General features: G+C 72.2%; 15 protein-coding genes. 9 read left to right on the plus strand and 6 right to left on the minus strand.

Annotation, left to right across the window (positions count from 1 at the left end; genetic code table 11):
• Window positions 1–68 precede the first annotated feature (68 nt).
• Window positions 69–1,739: an alpha/beta hydrolase gene (locus AC068D_RS00620; RefSeq protein WP_478820710.1), complete on the minus strand. Its 1,671-nt coding sequence runs from the start codon at window positions 1,737–1,739 to the stop codon at window positions 69–71.
• An 892-nt stretch (window positions 1,740–2,631) separates the two neighbouring features.
• A complete protein-coding gene (locus AC068D_RS00625; protein WP_478821368.1) occupies window positions 2,632–3,033 on the minus strand; it encodes a VOC family protein in 402 nt (133 codons plus the stop codon).
• A 69-nt stretch (window positions 3,034–3,102) separates the two neighbouring features.
• Here AC068D_RS00625 and AC068D_RS00630 point away from each other — a divergent pair, with 69 nt between their 5' ends.
• The 4 genes from AC068D_RS00630 (at window position 3,103) to AC068D_RS00645 (ending at window position 6,949) form a co-directional block, all read left to right on the plus strand.
• Window positions 3,103–3,729 carry a nucleoside/nucleotide kinase family protein gene (locus tag AC068D_RS00630; RefSeq protein WP_478820711.1) on the plus strand — a complete coding sequence of 209 codons (627 nt, stop codon included), beginning with the start codon at window positions 3,103–3,105 and terminating at the stop codon, window positions 3,727–3,729.
• Window positions 3,730–4,242: 513 nt separating this feature from the next.
• The gene (locus AC068D_RS00635; RefSeq protein WP_478820712.1) at window positions 4,243–4,539 is read left to right on the plus strand and encodes an antibiotic biosynthesis monooxygenase; all 297 of its coding nucleotides are present in this window, start codon (window positions 4,243–4,245) and stop codon (window positions 4,537–4,539) included.
• A gap of 190 nt (window positions 4,540–4,729) precedes the next feature.
• Window positions 4,730–5,689, plus strand: a complete 960-nt coding sequence (locus AC068D_RS00640; RefSeq protein WP_478820713.1) for a DUF1444 domain-containing protein — start codon at window positions 4,730–4,732, stop codon at window positions 5,687–5,689.
• Between the two features lie 129 nt (window positions 5,690–5,818).
• Window positions 5,819–6,949 carry an aminopeptidase P family protein gene (locus AC068D_RS00645; RefSeq protein WP_478820714.1) on the plus strand — a complete coding sequence of 377 codons (1,131 nt, stop codon included), beginning with the start codon at window positions 5,819–5,821 and terminating at the stop codon, window positions 6,947–6,949.
• 74 nt (window positions 6,950–7,023) lie between these two features.
• Here AC068D_RS00645 and treZ read toward each other — a convergent pair whose 3' ends face one another.
• On the minus strand, window positions 7,024–8,772 hold the full coding sequence (gene treZ, locus AC068D_RS00650) for a malto-oligosyltrehalose trehalohydrolase (RefSeq protein ID WP_478820715.1): 1,749 nt from the start codon (window positions 8,770–8,772) through the stop codon (window positions 7,024–7,026).
• Window positions 8,773–8,885: 113 nt separating this feature from the next.
• Between treZ and AC068D_RS00655 the strand changes: the two genes are divergently transcribed.
• Window positions 8,886–10,274: a GH1 family beta-glucosidase gene (locus AC068D_RS00655; protein ID WP_478820716.1), complete on the plus strand. Its 1,389-nt coding sequence runs from the start codon at window positions 8,886–8,888 to the stop codon at window positions 10,272–10,274.
• Here AC068D_RS00655 and AC068D_RS00660 read toward each other — a convergent pair.
• Both AC068D_RS00660 and AC068D_RS00665 read right to left on the minus strand, forming a co-directional pair.
• On the minus strand, window positions 10,263–11,492 hold the full coding sequence (locus AC068D_RS00660; protein WP_478820717.1) for an MFS transporter: 1,230 nt from the start codon (window positions 11,490–11,492) through the stop codon (window positions 10,263–10,265). The two genes, AC068D_RS00655 and AC068D_RS00660, sit on opposite strands and share 12 nt — an antisense overlap.
• Before the next feature lie 116 nt (window positions 11,493–11,608).
• Window positions 11,609–12,490 carry a GNAT family N-acetyltransferase gene (locus AC068D_RS00665; protein ID WP_478820718.1) on the minus strand — a complete coding sequence of 294 codons (882 nt, stop codon included), beginning with the start codon at window positions 12,488–12,490 and terminating at the stop codon, window positions 11,609–11,611.
• 287 nt (window positions 12,491–12,777) lie between these two features.
• Here AC068D_RS00665 and AC068D_RS00670 point away from each other — a divergent pair, with 287 nt between their 5' ends.
• Window positions 12,778–13,326, plus strand: coding sequence for a DUF1707 and FHA domain-containing protein (locus tag AC068D_RS00670; RefSeq protein WP_478820719.1), 549 nt, complete (start codon window positions 12,778–12,780; stop codon window positions 13,324–13,326).
• Window positions 13,327–13,475: 149 nt separating this feature from the next.
• On the plus strand, window positions 13,476–15,644 hold the full coding sequence (locus AC068D_RS00675) for an MMPL family transporter (protein WP_478820720.1): 2,169 nt from the start codon (window positions 13,476–13,478) through the stop codon (window positions 15,642–15,644).
• On the opposite strand, the gene lpdA is transcribed toward AC068D_RS00675, so the two are convergent.
• Entirely contained in the window at window positions 15,579–17,000 is a 1,422-nt protein-coding gene (lpdA, locus tag AC068D_RS00680) for a dihydrolipoyl dehydrogenase (protein WP_478820721.1), read from the minus strand. The two genes, AC068D_RS00675 and lpdA, sit on opposite strands and share 66 nt — an antisense overlap.
• Window positions 17,001–17,129: 129 nt before the next feature.
• On the opposite strand from lpdA, the gene AC068D_RS00685 reads away from it, so the two are divergent.
• Together AC068D_RS00685 and AC068D_RS00690 are read left to right on the plus strand one after the other, a co-directional pair.
• Window positions 17,130–18,104 (plus strand): LysR family transcriptional regulator, encoded by a 975-nt coding sequence (locus AC068D_RS00685; protein WP_478821369.1) that lies wholly within the window; start codon window positions 17,130–17,132, stop codon window positions 18,102–18,104.
• Window positions 18,105–18,223: 119 nt separating this feature from the next.
• Window positions 18,224–19,105 (plus strand): universal stress protein, encoded by an 882-nt coding sequence (locus AC068D_RS00690; RefSeq protein ID WP_478820722.1) that lies wholly within the window; start codon window positions 18,224–18,226, stop codon window positions 19,103–19,105.
• Window positions 19,106–19,229: the final 124 nt, after the last annotated feature.

A 19,229-nucleotide genomic window follows, 5' to 3' on the forward strand; every position in this document is an offset into this window, starting at 1 on the left:
AGCTTCGGCTTCGTGGCGGTGCGCGGCCGGGTGGACCCCGGTCCTCGTCCGGAACCGTCGCCGCTGCATCAGCGCGACCCCGCTGCGGCCGGCACCCGACGGGGGCCGGCGCCCGGCGGCGTGATGGCCCGCCCCTTCGCGGAGGTGCCCGCCAGTGCGCCGCCGCCGGTGTCGATGCCCCCCAGCGGCTTGCTGAACGGGGGCGTGTCCTGCTCGCAGGTGGCCCCGGACGGGGGCAGGACGCCGTCGATCAGATACCGGCTCTCGTGTTCGTCGACGCAGCTGCTTGTGTTGACGAGCGCGGTGTGCCCGTAACCGTTGAGGGTGAGCAGCCGCGCGTGGGCGAGCTCGCGGACCATGTCCAGCGCGCCCTGGTAGGGGGTGGCGGGGTCGAACTGGGTGTTGACCACGAGCACCGGGTGCGCGGTGGGGCGGTTCCACGGGCCGTTGTAGGGGTCGGCCGCTGTCGCCGGCCAGGCGGCGCAGGCCTCGGTCGCCCATGCCACGGGGCGGCCGATGTCACCGGCGCGGGCGTAACTGAACTCCTCGAGGGAGGGATAGCGCCGTGGGTCGCGGGGATTGGGACTCTCGGAGCACCGCACCGCCTCGATCTGCTCGAAACCCGGGTACGGCACGGGGCCCGGAGGGGGCGGGGATTCCTTCGGGGCACGGCGCTCCCACAGGTCCTGGAGCACGGTGGCCATGTCGGTCCACTGCGGGTGGACGAAGTAGAGGCTGTCGAGCAGGGTGCCCACGGTCCTGCCGTAGGTCCAGGTGCCCTGTGCCCGCTGCTGGAGGCGCTGCATGAGGCGGTCGAACTTGGCGCGGGTCGCGTCCGGGCTGCCTGCGGAGAACGCGCAACGGCCGGATCCGGCGTGCCCGCACAGGGTGAGGAACTGCCCGAGGGCGGCGGCCGAGCTCAGATCGGAGCCGGCGCGCTGGAACGTACTCAGGAGCGGTTCGCTCCTCGAGCCGTGGTTCACCCAGAGTTCGGGGTCCAGATTGCTGTCGAGGACCATGGCGCGGACCCTGTCGGGGAACAGGTTGGCGTATGTGGCACCGAGGAGCGTCCCGTAGGACACGCCCAGATAGCTGAGCTGCGGGTCGCCCACGGCCTCCCTGAGCCGGTCCAGATCGCGGGCCGTGTCGGCGGTGGACACGTGCCGGAGCAGCTCCGGGTCACTCTTCTCGCAGCGCCGTCCGAGTTCGGCGTACGCCTCGGTCCAGATCTCCCGTTCCTCGGCGCCGACGGGGAATGCGGCGGGTATGGGTTCCGTCCAGGCGTAGGCCTCCTCCGGACTGTCGAAGCAGCGCACGGCGGTGCTCCCACCCACCCCCCGCGGGTCCCAGCTGACGATGTCGAAGCGCTCGCGCAGCTCGCCGGGGAACTTGTCGTACAGCAACGGCAGTGCGGTCGTTCCGGCTCCGCCGGGGCCGCCGGGGTTGAAGAACAGGGTCCCGATGCGCCGTCCGGGTCCGGTCGCCTTCTTCTTGATGACGGCCAGTTCGATCGTGCGCTTCCCGGGCACGCGATGGTCGAGCGGCGCCTGCGCCGTGGCGCACTCGAATCCGGCGGCCGCAGGGCAGGGGCTCCAGTCCAAGGACGGCACGGTGTCCGGTGGGGTCGGTCCGCCGGCGGGTGCCGGGCCGGACGCGGAGTACATCGACGTGCAGATCACCGCGGCGACGGTGACCGCGGCACAACGCCCGCGGACCGCCTTGGATCCTGGTATGTGCATGTGCTGTTCCTTCTGCCGGCACGACACGGAGCCTCCGCCTGCCCAAGGGGCATCGCCCCGATCCCATGTCGTGCCGCACCGGTCCGCAACCGGCCTGCCGCCGAATGGCGGGCAGGGCAGCCGCGTGCGGTGACCCGTCGTCCGGCACTCTTCCGGCGCGTTGCTGATGGGGCGTCGGCATCCGGGCACCCGGTGAGCGCAAGTCCGCCGGAAGGTCCGTGGACCCGAGCTCTCGGCGGGCACACGCGGGCCGTCGGCCACCCCGGTCCCGGGCGTCGGACGGCAGCCCGGCCGACGCACCGTCGGCCCGGTCCGGCGGCGGAGGAACGATCGCGCGGTCGACTGCCTCTTCTCGCACCCTTCTTCCCGCTCCGGTCCTCTGCGGCGGTTCCCCGGGGCGATGCTCCACCGGTGCACGAAAGACGCAGAAGGCGCTGCCGCTGTGCCGTCGGCACTCCCGCCCCCCCCGGGGCTCCGCCACCGGGCCGCGGTCGGCTGACCCTCGTTCAGCGGCCGGCCGGACAGCCGCGTCCACCCGGTTCGGAACGGGACGGACCGAACGGCCCGCCCGGGGTGGCCACCGGGCACGGCAGTCCGGGCCGGTCCGGCAAGCACTCCCGGTCACAGCACCGGCCGGGTTGCTGTTCGCACAGCAGGTCCTCACGGACACGGGGAGGTCCCGCCTCTCGTCATCCACGAGGAAGGCCGAGGCTAGCCCCGGAGGCCGGAGAGTGGAGCCGGACCGCCGCCGCTGCGGACATGGGCGGCCGGCACACACCGAGGCCGAGCCGGGTGGGACCGCTCGGCCTCGATGCGTGCCTGCCGGGGCGGAGGCGCGGCACCCGGCTTCCCTGCGCCGCCGCCCACTTCCCGCTCGGCGCCGGCCGGCGTGTCACACGGGCTGGAGGAGGTCCCAGCGGTTGCCGTACAGGTCCTCGAAGACGGCCACCGTGCCGTACGGCTCGTGGCGCGGCTCCTCCAGGAAACGCACGCCCGCCGCCGTCATCCGGGCATGGTCGCGCGCGAAGTCGTCGGTGTGCAGGAAGAACCCCACCCGGCCGCCGGTCTGTGCGCCCACGCTCGCCAGCTGCTGCTCGTCCGTCGCCCGGGCGAGCAGCAGGTCCGTGCCCCCGCCGGTGCCGCCCGTCCCGCCGCCGGGGCGGACCACCACCCACCGGGAGCCGTCGCCCCGGTCCGTGTCCTCGACCAGGGTGAAGCCGAGGGCATCCGTGTAGAAGGCGACGGCCTCGTCGTAGTCGCGCACGACCAGCGTGATCAGGGCGATGCGAGGCAGAGGGACGGACATGCATTCTCCTTGCTGGGGGAGCGGTCAGTATCGCGGATCGCGTGCACAATGCCTGGCATGGACCCGTCGATCGAGCAGCTCACCGAGCGCGCCCGGCGCCTCGCCCGGCCCGGCGCGCGGCGGATCCTCGGAATCGCCGGGCCGCCCGGAGCCGGCAAGTCCACACTCGCCGGGCAGCTGGTGGCGCGGCTGGGCGGCCTCGCCGTGCTCGTTCCCATGGACGGGTTCCATCTGGCGCAGGCCGAGCTGGAGCGGCTGGGGCGGGCGCAGCGCAAGGGGGCTCCCGACACCTTCGACGCCGCCGGATACGCCGCGCTGCTCGCTCGGCTGCGTGCGCCCGAGGCGGGTACGACGGTGTACGCGCCTGCCTTCGACCGGGGCCTGGAACAGCCTCTGGCCGGAAGCGTCCCGGTCGCTCCCGGTGTCCCGCTCGTCGTCACCGAAGGCAACTACCTCCTGCACGACGAGGGGCCCTGGGCGCGGATCCGCGGCCTCCTCGACGAGGCGTGGTACCTGGAGCTGGAGGACCGGCTGCGGGTCGCCCGGCTCGTCGAACGCCACGTCCGCTTCGGCAAGGAGCGGCCGTACGCCGAGCGCTGGGTGCAGGAATCGGACGAGGCCAACGCCCGTCTCGTCGCACACGGCCGGCACCGGGCCCATCTGACGGTCCGCTCGGCCCAGTAGTGCGGCGACCGGAGGGGGTCACCGGGTCACGACGGCCTGCAGGGCGCGTCGCCGCCTCGGCCGGAGCCCGGGTACTTCCTCCGGAGCCACGCCCGGGGAACCCCCCCCAGGTGCCAGGGCTGTCTCCCGCGGCCTCCGGCCGGTGGGGCCCTCCGTCGGAGCCAGGGAGCGCCCTCGGCCCCGGGACGGCGGGTGCTGGCCCGGCCCGCCCGGCGCTGCGGACGTGCTTCCAGCCGCCCCGAGACGCCCGCCATCAGGCATCCCGCACCGAGGAGGCCTGCACGGGAGGGCATCGGGCGGGGCGGTCGCGGGGTGCGCCGGGGCCGCGGGAACCGGGCGGCCGCACCCCGTATGCCGCCAGTGGGCGCCGGGCACCGGCCGGGAACGGACGGGGCTCCCCGGTACGCGGACCCCTGCCCGCCCGCGGAGGCAGGCGGGCTTCTCCCCGCCTACCGTGGGTCTGGGGGCCCGACCGAGTCGAGCGGTGATCCCGCCCGCGTGGAGGAGGCCGTGATGGAGGAGCACTTCGTCTGGATGACGACGCGCCGCATCGAGCCGGGCAGGCTTGAGGAGTTCGAGCAGGCATGGCGCCCGGCGACGCACCCGGAGGGCATGCGCCGCGCGTTCGCGTACTGGTCCGAGGACGGTCGGGAAGTCGTCGGGGTGTCCCTCTGGGCGTCCAGGGAGGCGTGCGACGCCTGGCGCGGCTCCGAGGCCGAGACCCAACGACGAGAGGCCATGGCTCCCTACGTCGTCGAGGAGCGGGAGGCGTTCTACCGCGGCCGCGAGCTTCTCGTTCCCGGGAAGTAGCCGTACCCGCCCGAAGACCTCGCCCGCTGCGCGGGCCCCGCCCGGTGGGCCCGGCCGGCACCAGCCGGCCGCAGCCGCCGGGACGCCCCCGTTCACCGCCGACTGCGAGGCCGCCGGAGCGGTGGGTACGCTCGAAACCTGAGCACACACAGAGGGAAACCGGGCACACAGAGGACGAGCGGGGGCTGACGTGGGGCTGTTCAGGCGAGGACCCAGGCGGGACGGGGACGACGCGCCCCGGGACGAGGAGTTCGCCTTCTTCTCGACGGGCGAGGGCGCCCGTTTCCGCGGCCAGGTACGCGAAGCCTTCGCGGAACACGGCCTCGAGGTCACCGTCTACGCGGATGTGGTCACCGACAGCAGCGGGCGGCAGTTCGGGCTCGGCAACCTGGCAGCGGTCTGCCACAACGATGAACGCGGCCCACGGGTGTGGCCCGAGGTGATTCGCGGACATGTCGCCATGGTGCTGCGCACCATGGACGCGCCGTCCGCGCTGGACACCCTGCCGCCGGACCAGATCCGCTCCCAGATGTATCCCCGCGTGATCGGATCGGAAGGCCTCGACCCGACGAGCTTCGGCTACGCCCGGCCCCTCGCCCCCGGGCTCTGCGAGGTCCTTGCCCTCGATCTGCCCGAGAGCGTCATGCTGCTCACCGATGAGGCCCTGGAGCCGCTCGGGGAGGTACCGCGGCTCCGGGAGCGTGCGATGGGCAACCTGCGCGGCCTGCCGGTGGAGGGCCACGAGACCATCAAGGACGCCGGGGGCATGTGCTTCGAGGTGGTGGTCGGCGACTCGTTCTACACCGCGAGCAGGGTCCTGGTCCTGGACGCGCTCGTGCGTCAGGTCACCGGGCAGCACATCACTGCGGACGGTGCGCTCGTGGCACTGCCGTTCCGCCACCAGGTCGCCTTCCATGTCATCCGCGACACCGACGTGATCCCGACGTTGAACGGAATGGCCGCCTTCGCCGCCACGGGATACGCGGACACGCCCGGTGCCATCACGCCGTACGTCTACTGGTGGCGGAACGGTTCGCTGACCCAGCTGAGCGATCGTGACGAGGACGGCGACGGGCTGCGGATCGTCGTCGGCGAGGACTTCCAGGAGCTGCTGGAGAGGCTGGTCGCGCAGGAGCAGGGCGAGGGCTGACGCTGCACCGTCCCCGCACCCGTTCCGGTCCCGTCCGGCGCCGGAAGCCGCCCATGGCAGCAGCCCGGCAACCCCCGTCCCGCCGAACCGGATCGTCGGACCGGTTCAGGTCACCGAGAAGGAGCCACCATGCCCACCCCGAACGCAGCCCCCGCTCCCTTCACCACCGACGTCTACCGCGAACGGATGGCCCGGGCCGCCCGCGCCGCCGCCGATGCCGGTCTCTCCGGGCTTCTCGTGGCCCCGGGCCCCGATCTGGTACACCTCACCGGCTACCGGCCCGTGAGCACCGAGCGGCTCACCGTCCTCGTCCTCGCCGAAGGCCGGGACCCGGTGCTGGTGGTGCCCACCCTGGAGGCCCCGGACGCCAAGCACGCGGCCGGAGCGCCGGCGCTCACCCTGCGCGACTGGACCGACGGCATGGACCCGCACGCGGTGGCCGCGGCGCTGCTCGACCGCAAGGGCCGCTTCGGGATCAGCGACAACACCTGGGCGATGCATCTGCTCGGTCTGCAGCAACAGCTGCCGGACACCTCGTACGTGGCGCTCACCGAAGCACTCCCCATGCTGCGCGCGGTCAAGGACGCATCCGAACTGGCGAGGCTCGAGGCGGCCGGTGCGGCCGCCGACCAGGCGTACGGAGAGATCCTCGGGGTCCGCTTCTCCGGCCGGAGGGAGAACGAGGTCGCGGCCGACCTCGCGGACCTGCTGCTGCGTTTCGGCCATTCGCAAGTGGACTTCACGGTCGTCGGCTCGGGACCGAACGGCGCCGATCCGCACCACGAGGCGGGGGAGCGCACCATTGAGCAGGGCGACATGGTCGTGCTCGACTTCGGCGGTCTCAAGCACGGCTACGGCTCCGACACCACCCGCACGGTCCATGTGGGGGAACCGACCCCGGAGGAGCAGCACGTCCACAATGTCGTGCGCGCCGCTCAGCAGGCCGGTTTCGACGCGGTACGTCCCGGCGCCGCGTGCCAGGACGTGGACCGGGCGGCCCGTGCGGTCATCGCGTCGGCCGGGTACGGCGAGTACTTCATCCACCGCACCGGCCACGGCATCGGTGTCACCACGCATGAGCCGCCGTACATGATCGAGGGTGAGGAGCGGCCGCTGGTGCCGGGCATGTGCTTCTCGATCGAGCCGGGGATCTATCTGCCGGGCCGGTTCGGCGTGCGCATCGAGGACATCGTCACCGTGACGGAGTCGGGTGGCCGCCGCTTCAACAACACACCGCGGGAGATGGCGATCGTCGAGTAGGACGGGCGGGCAGGGCGGAGACAGCCCCGCACCTGGCCCCCTGGGGCACCTCCGGTCCCGCCCGCCCGCTCCTCTCACCCGTCCGCGAGCACCACGCACGACTCACCGGGCAGCTCGAGAACCCCGTCCGCGCCGGGCGCCCGCACACCGTTCCACACCGCGAGCACCCGCCCCCCGCCGCCCAGCGGGATCGCGGCCGGGTCCTCGGCCAGATTGACCACGACCCTGAGATCGCCCCGTCGGAAGACGAACCAGCGCGCCTCCTCGTCGTACGCGACACGTACGGCGGCCAGGTCCGGGTCGGAGAGGTCGGGCTGGGTGCGGCGCAGCGCGATCAACTCGCGGTGCCAGGCCAGCAGACGGGCGTGGGGCTCGCGCCCGCGCTCGGAGCGGTCCAGGCACGAACGCTCCCTCGTCGCCGGGTCCTGGGGGTCGGGAATGTCCTGTGCCGCCCAGCCGAACGCCTCGAACTCCCGCCGCCGGCCCTGCCGTACGGCCTCCGCCAGGGCGGGATCGGTGTGGTCGGTGAAGAACTGCCACGGGGTACGGGCACCCCACTCCTCACCCATGAACAGCATGGGAGTGAACGGCCCCGTCAGGACCAGCGCCGCCGCGCAGGCCAGCAGGCCGGGGGAGAGCTGCGCCGAGAGCCGGTCCCCGAGGGCGCGGTTGCCGATCTGGTCATGCGTCTGGGCGTAGCCGAGGAAGCGGTGCGCCGGGGTGCGTGCGAGATCGACCGGACGCCCGTGGGTGCGCCCGCGGAAGGCCGAGTACGTACCGTCGTGGAAGAAGACATGGCCGAGCGTCCTGGCCAGCGCGGTGAGCGGCGCCCGCGCGAAGTCCCCGTAGTAGCCCTGTGATTCACCGGTCAGGGCGGTGTGCAGTGCGTGGTGGAAGTCATCGTTCCACTGCGCGTGGAGCCCGAGGCCGCCCTCCTCGCGCGGTGCGGTCGTGCGCGGATCGCACAGATCCGACTCCGCGATCAGGAACAGCGGACGTCGTACGTCCGCCGCGAATCCGTCCACCGCCGCCGACAGTTCCTCGAGGAACGTCAGGGCACGGCCGTCGGCGAGTGCGTGGATCGCATCCAGGCGGAGCCCGTCCACGCGGTAGTCACGCAGCCAGGCCAGTGCGCTGCCCAGCAGATATGCGCGCACCTCGTCCGAGCCGGGCGCGTCGAGGTTGACCGCGGAGCCCCACGGGGTGTGGTGGGTGTCCGTGAAGTACGGCCCGAAGGCGGGCAGGTGGTTGCCCGAAGGGCCGAGGTGGTTGTGGACCACGTCCAGGACCACGCCGAGACCGAGGCCGTGCGCGGTGTCGACGAATCGTCTGAGCGCCTCGGGGCCGCCGTACGGTTCGTGCACCGCCCACGGCGAGACCCCGTCGTAACCCCATCCGTGCGTCCCGGGGAAGGGACACACGGGCATCAGCTCCACGTGGGTGATGCCCAGCTCGGCCAGCTCGCCCAGCCGCCCCGCGGCGGCGTCCAGCGTGCCCTCGCGGGTGTACGTGCCGATGTGCAGCTCGTACAGGACCGCGCCCGCGAGCCCGCGCCCCTGCCAGTCGTCGCTTCGCCAGACGTGTGCGTCCGGGGCCACCACCGCGCTCGGCCCGTCGGGGCCCTCCGGCTGGCGGCGGGAACGCGGATCCGGCAGCAGCGGGCCGTCGTCCAGCAGGAAGCCGTAGCGCGTGCCGTCGGTGGCCGCCGCCTCGGCCGTCCACCACCCCTCCCGGGCGGGGTCCCGTTGCATGGCATACCGCTCGCCCTCCAGCCACAGCGCGACCCGGTCCTGGGCGTTCGGCGCCCACACCTCGAACAGCACTGGCGAATCCCCTGTCGTGTCGGTCCGTGTCGGTTCGTTTCGGTGGCACTCGCAGCCATCCTGGCAAGTACGGGGTCTGGAGGCGGGCTACTCGCCGGTACTAGGGTCCCGCCATGACACCGCCCCCCGTACCTTCCCCGTCCCGGCTGCCCCTCTTCCCGCCCGGTTTCCTGTGGGGTGCATCCGCGTCCGCCTTCCAGACCGAAGGCGCGGCGGACACCGACGGCAAGGGCCCCTCCGGCTGGGACGCCTTCGCGGCGCAGCCCGGCCGTATCAAGGACGGCGCGGACGCCGCGCGCGGCACCGGTTTCCACGAGCGGTACCGCGAGGACGTCGCCCTGCTCGCCGGGCTCGGCGCCGGAGCGTTCCGCTTCTCCCTCAGCTGGCCCCGGGTGATCCCCGGCGGCAGCGGCCCGGTCAACCCCGCCGGACTCGGCTTCTACGACCGCCTCGTCGACGAGTTGTGCGCCCACGGCATCACCCCCGCCCCGACCCTCTACCACTGGGACACCCCGCTGCCCCTGGAGGAGGCGGGCGGCTGGCTGAACCGCGACACCGCGTTCCGTTTCGCCGAGTACGCCGCCGTGGTCGCCGAGCGCCTCGCCGACCGCGTGCCGATGTGGATCACCATCAACGAACCGGCCGAAGTCACCATGCTCGGCTACGCACTCGGCGAGCACGCCCCGGGGAAGCAGCTCCTCTTCGACGCCCTGCCCGCTGCCCACCACCAGCTGCTCGCCCACGGCTTCGCCGTCCAGGCGCTGCGCGCAGCGGGAGCCGGCAACATCGGCCTCGCGGTCTCCCATTCGCCCGTGCACACGGCAGGCGACACGGACGAGGACCGCTCGGGCGCCGAGATCTACGACATCCTCACCAACCGGCTGTTCGCCGACCCGCTGCTCACCGGCGCCTACCCGGACGGCTTCGACGGTCTGATGCCGGGCCCGGTCGCCGACGACCTCGCGGTGATCTCCCAGCCACTCGACTGGTACGGCGTCAACTACTACAGCCCCATGCTGGTCGGCGCCCCCGCGCCGGACGCCCTGGACTCGTACGCCGGGCTCGGCATGCCCGCCGGGCTCCCCTTCGGCCTGCGGGACATCGAGGGAGTCGAGCGCACCCACTTCGGCTGGCCCGTCGTCCCCGACGGACTGCGTGAACTCCTCGTCACGCTCAAGGAGCGGTACGGCGACCGCCTTCCACCGGTGTACATCACCGAGAACGGCTGCTCGTACGACGACGCGGCCGGCAGCGCCGACATCCGGCGCATCACCTTCCTGGACGGCCATCTGCGCGCGCTGCACGGTGCGATGGAGGCGGGCGTCGACGTGCGCGGCTACTTCGTCTGGTCGCTGACCGACAACATCGAGTGGGTCGAGGGCATGTCGCAGCGCTTCGGCCTGGTCCATGTCGACTACGAGACGCTGGAGCGCACCCCGAAGGCGTCGTACGCCTGGTACCGGGAACTCATCCGTGCCCAGCGGGACGGCTCAGGGCACTGACCGTATCCGCCACACCAGGACCGCGCCGAGGACCGTGACCAGAGTGGACGTCAGATACAGACCGGCGTAGCCGCCCGCGTACGCCACGATCGGTGCGGCCAGGGCCGGACCGAGGACCTGGGGCGCCGAATTGGCGATATTGATCACCCCGAGGTCCTTGGCCCGGTCGCCGGCGCTCGGCAGCACCTGGGTGATCAGCGCCTGGTCCACCGCCATGTACGCCCCGAAGCCGAGTCCCATCAGCAGCGCCGCACCCATCGCCACCGGCCAGGTGTGCCAGAGCGTCAGCAGCAGCGAGGCCGCGGCCATCACCACCGAACCCGCCGACACCAGGGCCCGGCGCCGGCCCCAGCGGTCCGACACGATCCCGCCGGCGAGCGCTGTCACCACGACCCCCGCCGTGTAGAGCAGCGTCAGGACCAGCACACCCTGGTCGGGATTCCCGTGATGGACCGCGTCCTTGAGGAAGTAGAGCAGGTACAGGGTCCCGATGGCATTGCCGAGCATCACCAGGAACCGTGTCAGCCACGCCCAGCCGAAGTCAGGATGCGCGCGCGGGCTCACCCAGAAGTCCGCGATGCGCACCGCCGCCGTCGGGGTCTCCTGCGGCGCCCGGCCCTCGCGGACGAAGACGACGAAAGGCAGCGCGGACAGCACCACCAGCCCCGCCAGCAGCAGATAGCCGGCCGATGTGTCCGTCACGACCGTCGTCACCAGCAGCGCGCCGACCACCAGCCCCAGTGTCTGCGGGATCCCGAGCCAGCCCGAGACGGCGGCCCGCTGCCCGACCGGCACCTGATCGGGCACGACGGCGTTGGCACCGGCGAGCATCGCGTTGAGCCCGAGCTGCGCCAGACACCAGCCGAGAGCCACCCCGGCGACCGTGGTCTGCACCGACGTCACCGCCAGCCCGGCCGCACCGGCCAGTGCTCCGCCCAGTATCCAGGGACGACGGCGGCCGAAGCGGCCGCCCGTGCGGTCCGACAGCGCGCCCGCCAGCGGGTTGGCGAAGACGGCGACGAGCGCGCCGGCTCCGGTGGTCAGTCCGAGCGCGACCTCCTTGCCCGACGGGTCGATGGCCTCCATCTGCTCGGCGAGCAGCACCTGGACGGGAGTCAGAAAGGCCATGAACAGACCGAGCACGGCCAGCACGAGCCCCGATATCCAGCCGCCGCCCACGCGCGCCTGCGGCTCGGAACGCAGCTTTTCCGTCGTCATGAGAGGGCCGCTCGCCATCGGCTCGGTGGTGCAGGGGGCTCGGAGGTGCCCGGAGCCTACGGACACCTCCGTCCCCCGATCAAGAGGCCGGAATCACCCGGGGCGGGGCAGGCGGATCACACCAGGTGGATCCGCTCCTGCACCACGGGGTGACCGGCCTTCGCGAAGTTCGCCGCCATCGGGAAGTTGCCCTGGTCCGTCGCGCCGGCGATGAACTCCGCGCCCTGCTCCGCCAGGAAGTGCGTGCATTCGGCGAGCAGGTCGTACGCGTAGCCACGGCCGCGCTGCTCCGGTACGACACCGATGAAGCCGACGCACGGGCCGGACGGATTGTGTGCCGGGATGTGCAGCCCGGCCAACTTCCCCTCCGGCGTGTACGCCAGCTGCCACCAGTCGCGCGGCGACGGGCACCAGTGGAAGAAGTCCAGTTCCTCCTGGGCCGCCTTGTCGAGCCCGCCCTCGGCGATGGCGCGCAGTGCGTGTGCGTCCAGAGTGACCGAGTGGACGCGCCGCAGGACGTCCAGAACGGCGTCGTCGTCGGGCTCCGGCCGGAACACCAGCCGCCCGGGCCGCTCCGGCAGCCCGCACGCCGGCGTCCACCGGTACTGGAAGCGCTCCACGAACACCTCCATCCCGGCCGCCTTCGCGGCGCGCAGCCGCGCCTCAGCGGCGGTGCGGAGCGCCGGGTCGTCGCGCCAGCCGGCGGGCAGGATCAGCTCGTACTCGACCTGGAACGGGGAGCTGCGCAGCAGTTCGGCGCCTGCCTCCTCCTCGCCTTCGGCGACGTCGAACCAGTTGAGATTGACGGGAGTCGTGTCATCGGGCCCGCCCCACCAGGCGGCCCGCGCGACGACCCTGCCGTCGCGCAGGGCGACCCGCTTCCATTCGGGGCGGTGTGTGGAACGGGCCAGCGCGCGGCCCACACCGAGCGGGTCGGGAAGGGTGTCGAAGAGATGTGCGTCGCTCGAGGAGAGCGCGCGGACGACCGTATCGGTCATGAGGAAGTCCTCCGGGAAGATGCGTGTGTGATGCGCTCCCGGTCAGACGACGCACGCCGGACGGACGGGGTGGGAGCGCGGAGATCGTGTGGTCTGCACTGCACTCGCCTCCTTCCGTCGGTCATGGGCGTCGTGAGCACGCTATCCGGCGCCGGGGAGGGCGTCCAGCGCTTTCCCGGTCCCCCGGCGAATCCCCCGGCACATCCGTCCCGGGCGGCCCACGGGCGGAAGTGATCGTCGACGGTCCTTCTGGACACCTCGGGGCAGTCGGCCCGACAATCACGTTTGTGACGTCGTCCTTCGAGTTCCAGACATACCCCGCGCGGCTCTCCGACGCCGAGCGGGAACGTGTGCTCGGGATGCTCCGGGAGGGCGCGGTCCAGGGCAGACTGTCGCACGACACCTTCGTCCGGCGCATGGAACTCGCCCTGGCCGCGCGCAGGTCCGACGAACTGCGCGCCCTCACCGCCGATCTGCCGCCCGAACGGCGGCTGTCCAGGAAGCTGTTCGGAGCAGTCGGCAGGATCTCCGCGTTCTCCACGCACCTCGGCCGGGCCTGGCAGGCCGGGCGGCTGCCTCCGCTGCTGCTGCCCGAGCCCGGCCCCTCCCCGCTGCGGATCGGCCGCGATCCGTCCAACGGACTGCGTCTCAGCCATGAGACGGTCTCGCGCCTGCACGCCGAACTGTCGTGGCGTGGCGGGCTCTGGGTGCTGCGCGACCTCGCTTCGACCAACGGTACGACGGTCAACGGCCGCCGTGTGACGGGCTCGGTCGTGGTGCAGGCCGGCGACATGGTGAGCTTCGGACGGATGAGCTTCCGGCTCGACGCACGCTGAACCCCTTGACGCACACTGAACCCCTCCCCGGGCCGGGGTGGGGACAGCCCCCGGTCGTCACACCGACGGGCACCAGTGACCCGGACCCCCTTCCACCGGAACGCTGATCACTGTCATCAGCAGGGTCTGCGTCCGAGGGAGGTGCCCGCATGCCGGGCAGAGAGCCGTTGACGGTCCGCACGGCGAGGTGGGGTGCCCGGCATCCCGGGCGGGCAGTCGTCGGGTGGCTTCTGTTCGTCGCGGTGTGCGTCGGCGCAGGTGGCGCGGTCGGGACGAACAAGGGCACGTTCGAGGACTTCTGGGTCGGCGAGGCCGGACGGGCCGAGGCGATGGCCGCGCGGAGCGGGCTCACCCCGCCGCCCGTGGAGCAGGTGCTCGTCGAGGGCAGGAACCCCGGGTCCGCCGCGCGCGAGATCCAACGGCGGATGGAGAAGCTGCCGGAGGTCGTGTCGGCCGCCGAACCCGCACCGTCGAAGGACGGCTCGTCGATGAGGGTCGCCGTCACACTGCGGGGCGACAGGGAGAGCGCCAAGCAGGATGTCGACGCACTGCTCGCACAGACCGCCGCCGTCCGTGAGGCGCACGGGGAACTGCGGATCGAGCAGACCGGCAGCGCCTCGATCTCCAACGGTGTCAACGACAAACAGGGGCAGGATCTCCGGCGCACCGAAATGATCAGTCTGCCGGTGACGTTCCTGATCCTCCTCGTGGTCTTCGGAGCGGTGCTCGCCGCGGGCATTCCCGTGCTGCTCGCGCTCACCGCGTTCGCGGGTGCGGTCGGGTTGTACGGGCCGGCGTCCTGGGTGCTTCCCGACGCGGGCGGTGCGGCGCTCAGCGTCATCTTCATGCTGGGCATGGCAGTCGGCGTCGACTACTCGCTCTTCTATCTGAAACGGGCTCGTGAGGAGCGCCAACGGTCGGGCGGGACCATCGGGCACGCCGCCGCCGTGGAGCTGGCCGCGGCCACCTCGGGCCGTGCCGTCGTCCACTCGGGGCTCGCAGTCGTGCTGTCGCTCGGCGGGCTCTATCTGGTGGACGACGTGGTCTTCTCGTCGATCGCCACCGGCGCGATCCTGGTCACCCTGGTGGCCGTGGCCGGCTCCGTGACCGTGCTTCCCGCGCTGCTCGCCAAGCTCGGTCCTCGTATGGAAGGCCGACGCGGCCTCCGCGGGCGCTCCGAAGAAGGCCGTATGTGGACGGCGCTGCTGCGCCCCGTGATGCGCAGGCCACTTCCCACCCTGGTCGCCGGCCTCGTGGCGACCCTCGCGCTGGCACTGCCCGGGCTCTCGATGACACTCGGCACCGAAGGCAGGGAGACGTTCCCGGACAGCGTCCCGGCCGTCGCGGCCTACGACCGGCTGGTCAAGGCCTACCCTTCGGAGGGTTCCGCACATCTGGTCGTCGCACGGGGCGGGGATCCGGCAGCCGTGCTGCGCCGGCTGGCCGAACGCACGCGCGGCAACGCGCTGTTCGCCCAGGACCGTGTGCCCGAGCCGCGGGTCGCCGCCGACGGCCGCACCGCATTGCTCGTGATCCCCGTTCCGTATGCCCAGAACTCCGTGGAGGCCGGCCGCTCGCTGGAGCTGCTGCGTGGCGAACTGCTGCCCGCCGCCGTCTCCCGCACCCCGGTCGCCGAGATCGCCGTCTCGGGCGAGATCGCTGCGGGCGCCGACTATGCGGCGCACCAGGAGAAGAGACTGCCCTGGGTGATCCTCTTCGTCTCCCTCGCCACCCTGGCCATCATGTACGCGGCGTTCCGCTCCGTCGTGATGGCGGTGCTCGGCATGCTCCTCAACCTGGCCGCGGTGATGGTCGCCTGGGGCACACTGACCCTGGTCTTCCAACACACCTGGGCCGAGGGGCCGCTCGGCTTCGACTCCCTCGGCTTCGTCGGATCCCGCACCCCGCTGATGGTCTTCGCGATCCTGGTGGGGCTGTCCACCGACTACCAGATCTTCGTGGTCAGCCGGATCAGGGAGGCCGTGGGGCGCGGGGTGCCGACCCGGCAGGCGGTGGTGGACGGGATCGCAGGCTCCGCGAGCGTGGTCACCGGCGCCGCAGTGATCATGGTGTCGGTCTTCGTCAGCTTCCTGTTCATCGACCGGATCGAGATGAAGCAGATCGCGATCGGACTGACGGTGGCCGTCCTCTTCGATGCCATCGTGCTGCGCGCCCTGATCCTGCCGTCGGCGATGGCACTGCTGGGTGACCGGGTCTGGTGGCCGCAGCGGCCCGGCGGAGCGTCGTCGAGCTCACCCCTGCTGGTGCAGGCCCCGGCCGGCGAGGGTCAGGAACGTCTCGCCGATCGCCTCCGATAGCGTCGGATGGGCGTGGATGTGCCGGGCCACGTCGGACGGTTCCGCGTCCCACCCCACGATCAACTGGGCCTCGGCGATCATCTCCGAGACGTTCGGTCCGACGAGATGAACGCCGAGGACCTGCCCGCCGCCCTGCTGGGCCACGACCTTCACGACTCCGCCCTGACCGTGCACCATGCCTTTCGCCACGGCGGTCAGGGGCATGGTGTTGACGCGGACGTCATGTTCCCGGCCCCGTGCCTCGGCCTCGCTCAGCCCGACGGACGCGGTCCCGGGAGCGGAGTAGGTGATCCGGGGGACGACGGCGTAGTCGATCGGCGCGGAGGGCACACCGGCCAGTGTCTCGGCCACCAACAGGCCCTCCGCGAAGGAGGCGTGGGCCAGTCCGGGCGACGGTGGCGGCAGCAGGTCGCCGACCACATGGATCCCGGGCACGGACGTCTCGAGCCGTGACCAGTCGGCTGGCTGCACATGGCCGCGTGCGTCGGTGGTCAACCCGGCCGCCTCGAGGCCGAGGCCGTCGGTCACCGGCGCGCGGCCCACGGCGACCAGCAGCTGTTCCGCCTCCACCGTACGAGTCTCACCGCGGGCGGTGCGGATCAATGCCCGTACGCCGTCGTCCAGCAGCTCCGTCGCCTGGAGCAGGGTCCCCGTCCGCACCTCGATGCCCCGCTTCTTCAGACCCCGGGTCAGATGACGCGAGACATCGGCGTCCTCGAGGGGCAGGAGCCTGTCGAGGGCCTCCACCAGCGTCACCTGCGCCCCCATCGAGCGGTGGAACGAGGCGTACTCGACCCCGATCGCCCCGCCTCCCAGCACCAGCACGGACGACGGGAGCCGGGGCACGAAGAGGGCGTCGTCGCTCGTGACGACGCGACGGCCGTCGGCGGCCAGGCCCGGCAGCATCCTGGGCCGCGAGCCGGTCGCCAGGACGATGCCGCGCCGCGCCGTGATGTGTCCGTACCCCTCGACGGCCGCCGAACGCGGGCCGGTCAGGCGGGCGCTGCCGCGTGCGATCTCGACGCCCGCATGCGTCAGACGGCCCTCGACGCCCTGGTGGTTGCGGGACACGATGTCGTCGCGGGTCGCCACGAGCGCGGACCAGTCGACCGTGTCGAGGGACGCTCGCACACCCCATCGTTCGCGCCCTTCCGCGATGGCGTCGACGAGCCCGGCCGCATGCAGCATCGCCTTGCTGGGGATGCAGCCGCGGTGCAGACAGGTGCCCCCGACCTTGTCACGCTCGGCGAGCACGACCCGAAGACCGAGGGCGGCCGCACGCAGCGCCGTGGAGTAGCCGCCGGTGCCGCCACCGATCACGATCACATCGGCCTCGTGCTCTTGTGTTTCCGTCATGGCACCAGCGTCGGCGAGGCCCTTGCCATGCGTCCAAGGCAATGTTCTTGTGGGTTCGATGCACAGCCTTTATGGGGGGACGAGGTTCATGAGTCAAGCGGGATGGGGCTCATGAGCAGCCTGCGGCAGATGGAGTACTTCGTCACCGTGGTGGAACAGTCGTCGTTCACGCGTGCAGCGGAGATCCTGCATGTCACCCAGCCCGCCCTCTCGCACCAGATCAAGGCCCTGGAGAAGTCCGTCGGCGGTGAACTGCTGGAGCGGATGCCGCGGGGGGTGCGGCTCACGCCGATGGGCCGTGCGTTCCTGCCGCATGCCGAACTGGCGGTACGCAGTGCCGCCCAGGCCCGGCGTGCCGCACGCGCGGCGGCGGGTGCGGAAGGCGGTGAGCTGCACATCGCGACGGTGCACGCGATCGCCGTCGGAGTCCTCCCCGATGTCGTCGCACGATGGCACCGGACGCACCCGGGGGTCACGCTCGTGCTCCATGAGTACGCCACCACGGACGCACTTGAGGAGGCGCTGGAGCGCGGCATCGCGGATCTCGCCGTCGGACCGCCGCCGCGGCGCAGTTCGGGACCGGTGGTGCCGGTCGGGGAGGAGGAGGTCGTCCTGGTCGTTCCGTTCGACGACCGGCTCGCGGGGCGGTCGTCGGTCCGGCTGGAGGAGCTCTCCGGCCACACCTGGATCCGGTGCGCCATGGAGCCTGTCGTGGAGGGCCGGCCCTTTCTGGACCGGGCCTGCGAACAGGCGGGCTTTTCACCTCGCACGGCGCTGTGGACGGAGCACACCTCGACCGCCGTCCGTATGGCGGCGGCAGGAGTCGGTGTCTGCACAGCTCCCGCTCAGATCGTGCAGGGCGCAGCCGGCGAGGACTGCGTGCTGCTCAGCGTCGAACCGCCGTGGTGCAGGGCGGTCACGGTGTTCTCCCGGGTCGCACTGACCGGCGCGGCGGAGGCGTTCACCGAGCTGCTGCGTGCCTCCTGGCCGTACGAGGCGCCACGCCCCGCGGGGACCGTGCCGGGTGCACGCGAGCCCTGCCCGGTCGGATCGCCGGAGGCTTCCGGCCCGGAGCACGGGAGTTCACTGTCCGTGACACCCTGAATCGCGCGCTATCCGGCGAATGGGTAGATTTCTTGATCAGGTGTCCTCTTGCGCGGATGCCCGTGACGCCCTCGTGACGGCTTTTCTTCTCCGCAAGAGCCCGAGGCAAGGAGAGCATCATGTCCCGACCCATCGCTGTGGGAGTGGACGGCTCCGACGAGAGCCTGGCGGCACTGGACTGGGCCGCGGACGAGGCAGCGGCGCGCGGGACCGGCCTGCGGGTGGTGAACGCCTCCCAGTGGCAGGAGCACCAGCTCCAGGCGGTGAAACCGTCCCGCGAGACCCGGGACGACCGCACCCGGGGCCTGCTCGAGTCCGTGGAGAAGCGCGTCCGGGCGCGGCGTCCGGACGTCGCTCTGACCGTCGAGGAGACCGAGGACGCCCCGGCCAGGGTGCTGGTGGCCGCGGCCTCCGAGGCGGAGCTGCTGGTCATGGGGTCGCACGGGCTCGGTGAGGTCGGCGGCTTCATCGTCGGATCGGTGGCCCAGGAAGTCGTGGGGGACGCGAAGAACCCGGTCGTGCTGGTACGCCCCGACCACGGCGGCGACGCGGCGGGCGGCGAACCCGGCGGCCCGGCCGGCCGGAAGGTCGTGCTCGGTCTTGACGTACGCGAGGTGAAAGACGAACTCCTCGAGTTCGCGTTCGACTTCGCGGCACGGCACTCCGCACCCCTGCACATCGTGCACACCTGGCACTTCCCCGGCTTCCACCACCGCGCGGAGGGCTCCGGCGACGGTGACGCCGACTCGGGCGCGCACGTGGATACGGCGTCGGCGCTCGCGGAGGCGGTCCGCCCCTACCGGGACAAGTTCCCGAGCGTCGAGGTGACGGCGGCGGCCACTCCCGGGAGGGCCGGCAGCCACCTCGTCGAGGCGGCGTCCGACGCACGTCTCGTGGTCGTCGGACGCCGGCGCGCGGCCTCGGGCTCCCACATCGGGTCGGTCACCCATGCCGTGATGCACCACGCCCCCTGTCCGGTGGCCGTCGTACCGCACGCCTGAGACCCCGCCGCGGCCGCCGACGGCGGGCTTTTCACCCGTGGCGGGTGAGGCCGGGCGGCGGCTGCCCCGGGCACGCTGCGAGCACGATCGCCAATGCTGTGGAACCTACGAAGCGCCGGGCCGC

The organism is Streptomyces sp. NPDC043861, from assembly GCF_056435905.1.

Bases quoted from the DNA above. Each gene is read 5' to 3' on its own strand.
- AC068D_RS00635 (WP_478820712.1), top strand. From the start codon at position 4,243: ATGGAGGAGCACTTCGTCTGGATGACGACGCGCCGCATCGAGCCGGGC.
- AC068D_RS00690 (WP_478820722.1), top strand. From the start codon at position 18,224: ATGTCCCGACCCATCGCTGTGGGAGTGGACGGCTCCGACGAGAGCCTG.
- lpdA (WP_478820721.1), bottom strand. From the start codon at position 17,000: ATGACGGAAACACAAGAGCACGAGGCCGATGTGATCGTGATCGGTGGC.
- AC068D_RS00665 (WP_478820718.1), bottom strand. From the start codon at position 12,490: ATGACCGATACGGTCGTCCGCGCGCTCTCCTCGAGCGACGCACATCTC.
- AC068D_RS00675 (WP_478820720.1), top strand. From the start codon at position 13,476: ATGCCGGGCAGAGAGCCGTTGACGGTCCGCACGGCGAGGTGGGGTGCC.
- AC068D_RS00620 (WP_478820710.1), bottom strand. From the start codon at position 1,739: ATGCACATACCAGGATCCAAGGCGGTCCGCGGGCGTTGTGCCGCGGTC.
- AC068D_RS00685 (WP_478821369.1), top strand. From the start codon at position 17,130: ATGGAGTACTTCGTCACCGTGGTGGAACAGTCGTCGTTCACGCGTGCA.
- AC068D_RS00660 (WP_478820717.1), bottom strand. From the start codon at position 11,492: ATGACGACGGAAAAGCTGCGTTCCGAGCCGCAGGCGCGCGTGGGCGGC.
- AC068D_RS00655 (WP_478820716.1), top strand. From the start codon at position 8,886: ATGACACCGCCCCCCGTACCTTCCCCGTCCCGGCTGCCCCTCTTCCCG.
- AC068D_RS00645 (WP_478820714.1), top strand. From the start codon at position 5,819: ATGCCCACCCCGAACGCAGCCCCCGCTCCCTTCACCACCGACGTCTAC.
- AC068D_RS00630 (WP_478820711.1), top strand. From the start codon at position 3,103: ATGGACCCGTCGATCGAGCAGCTCACCGAGCGCGCCCGGCGCCTCGCC.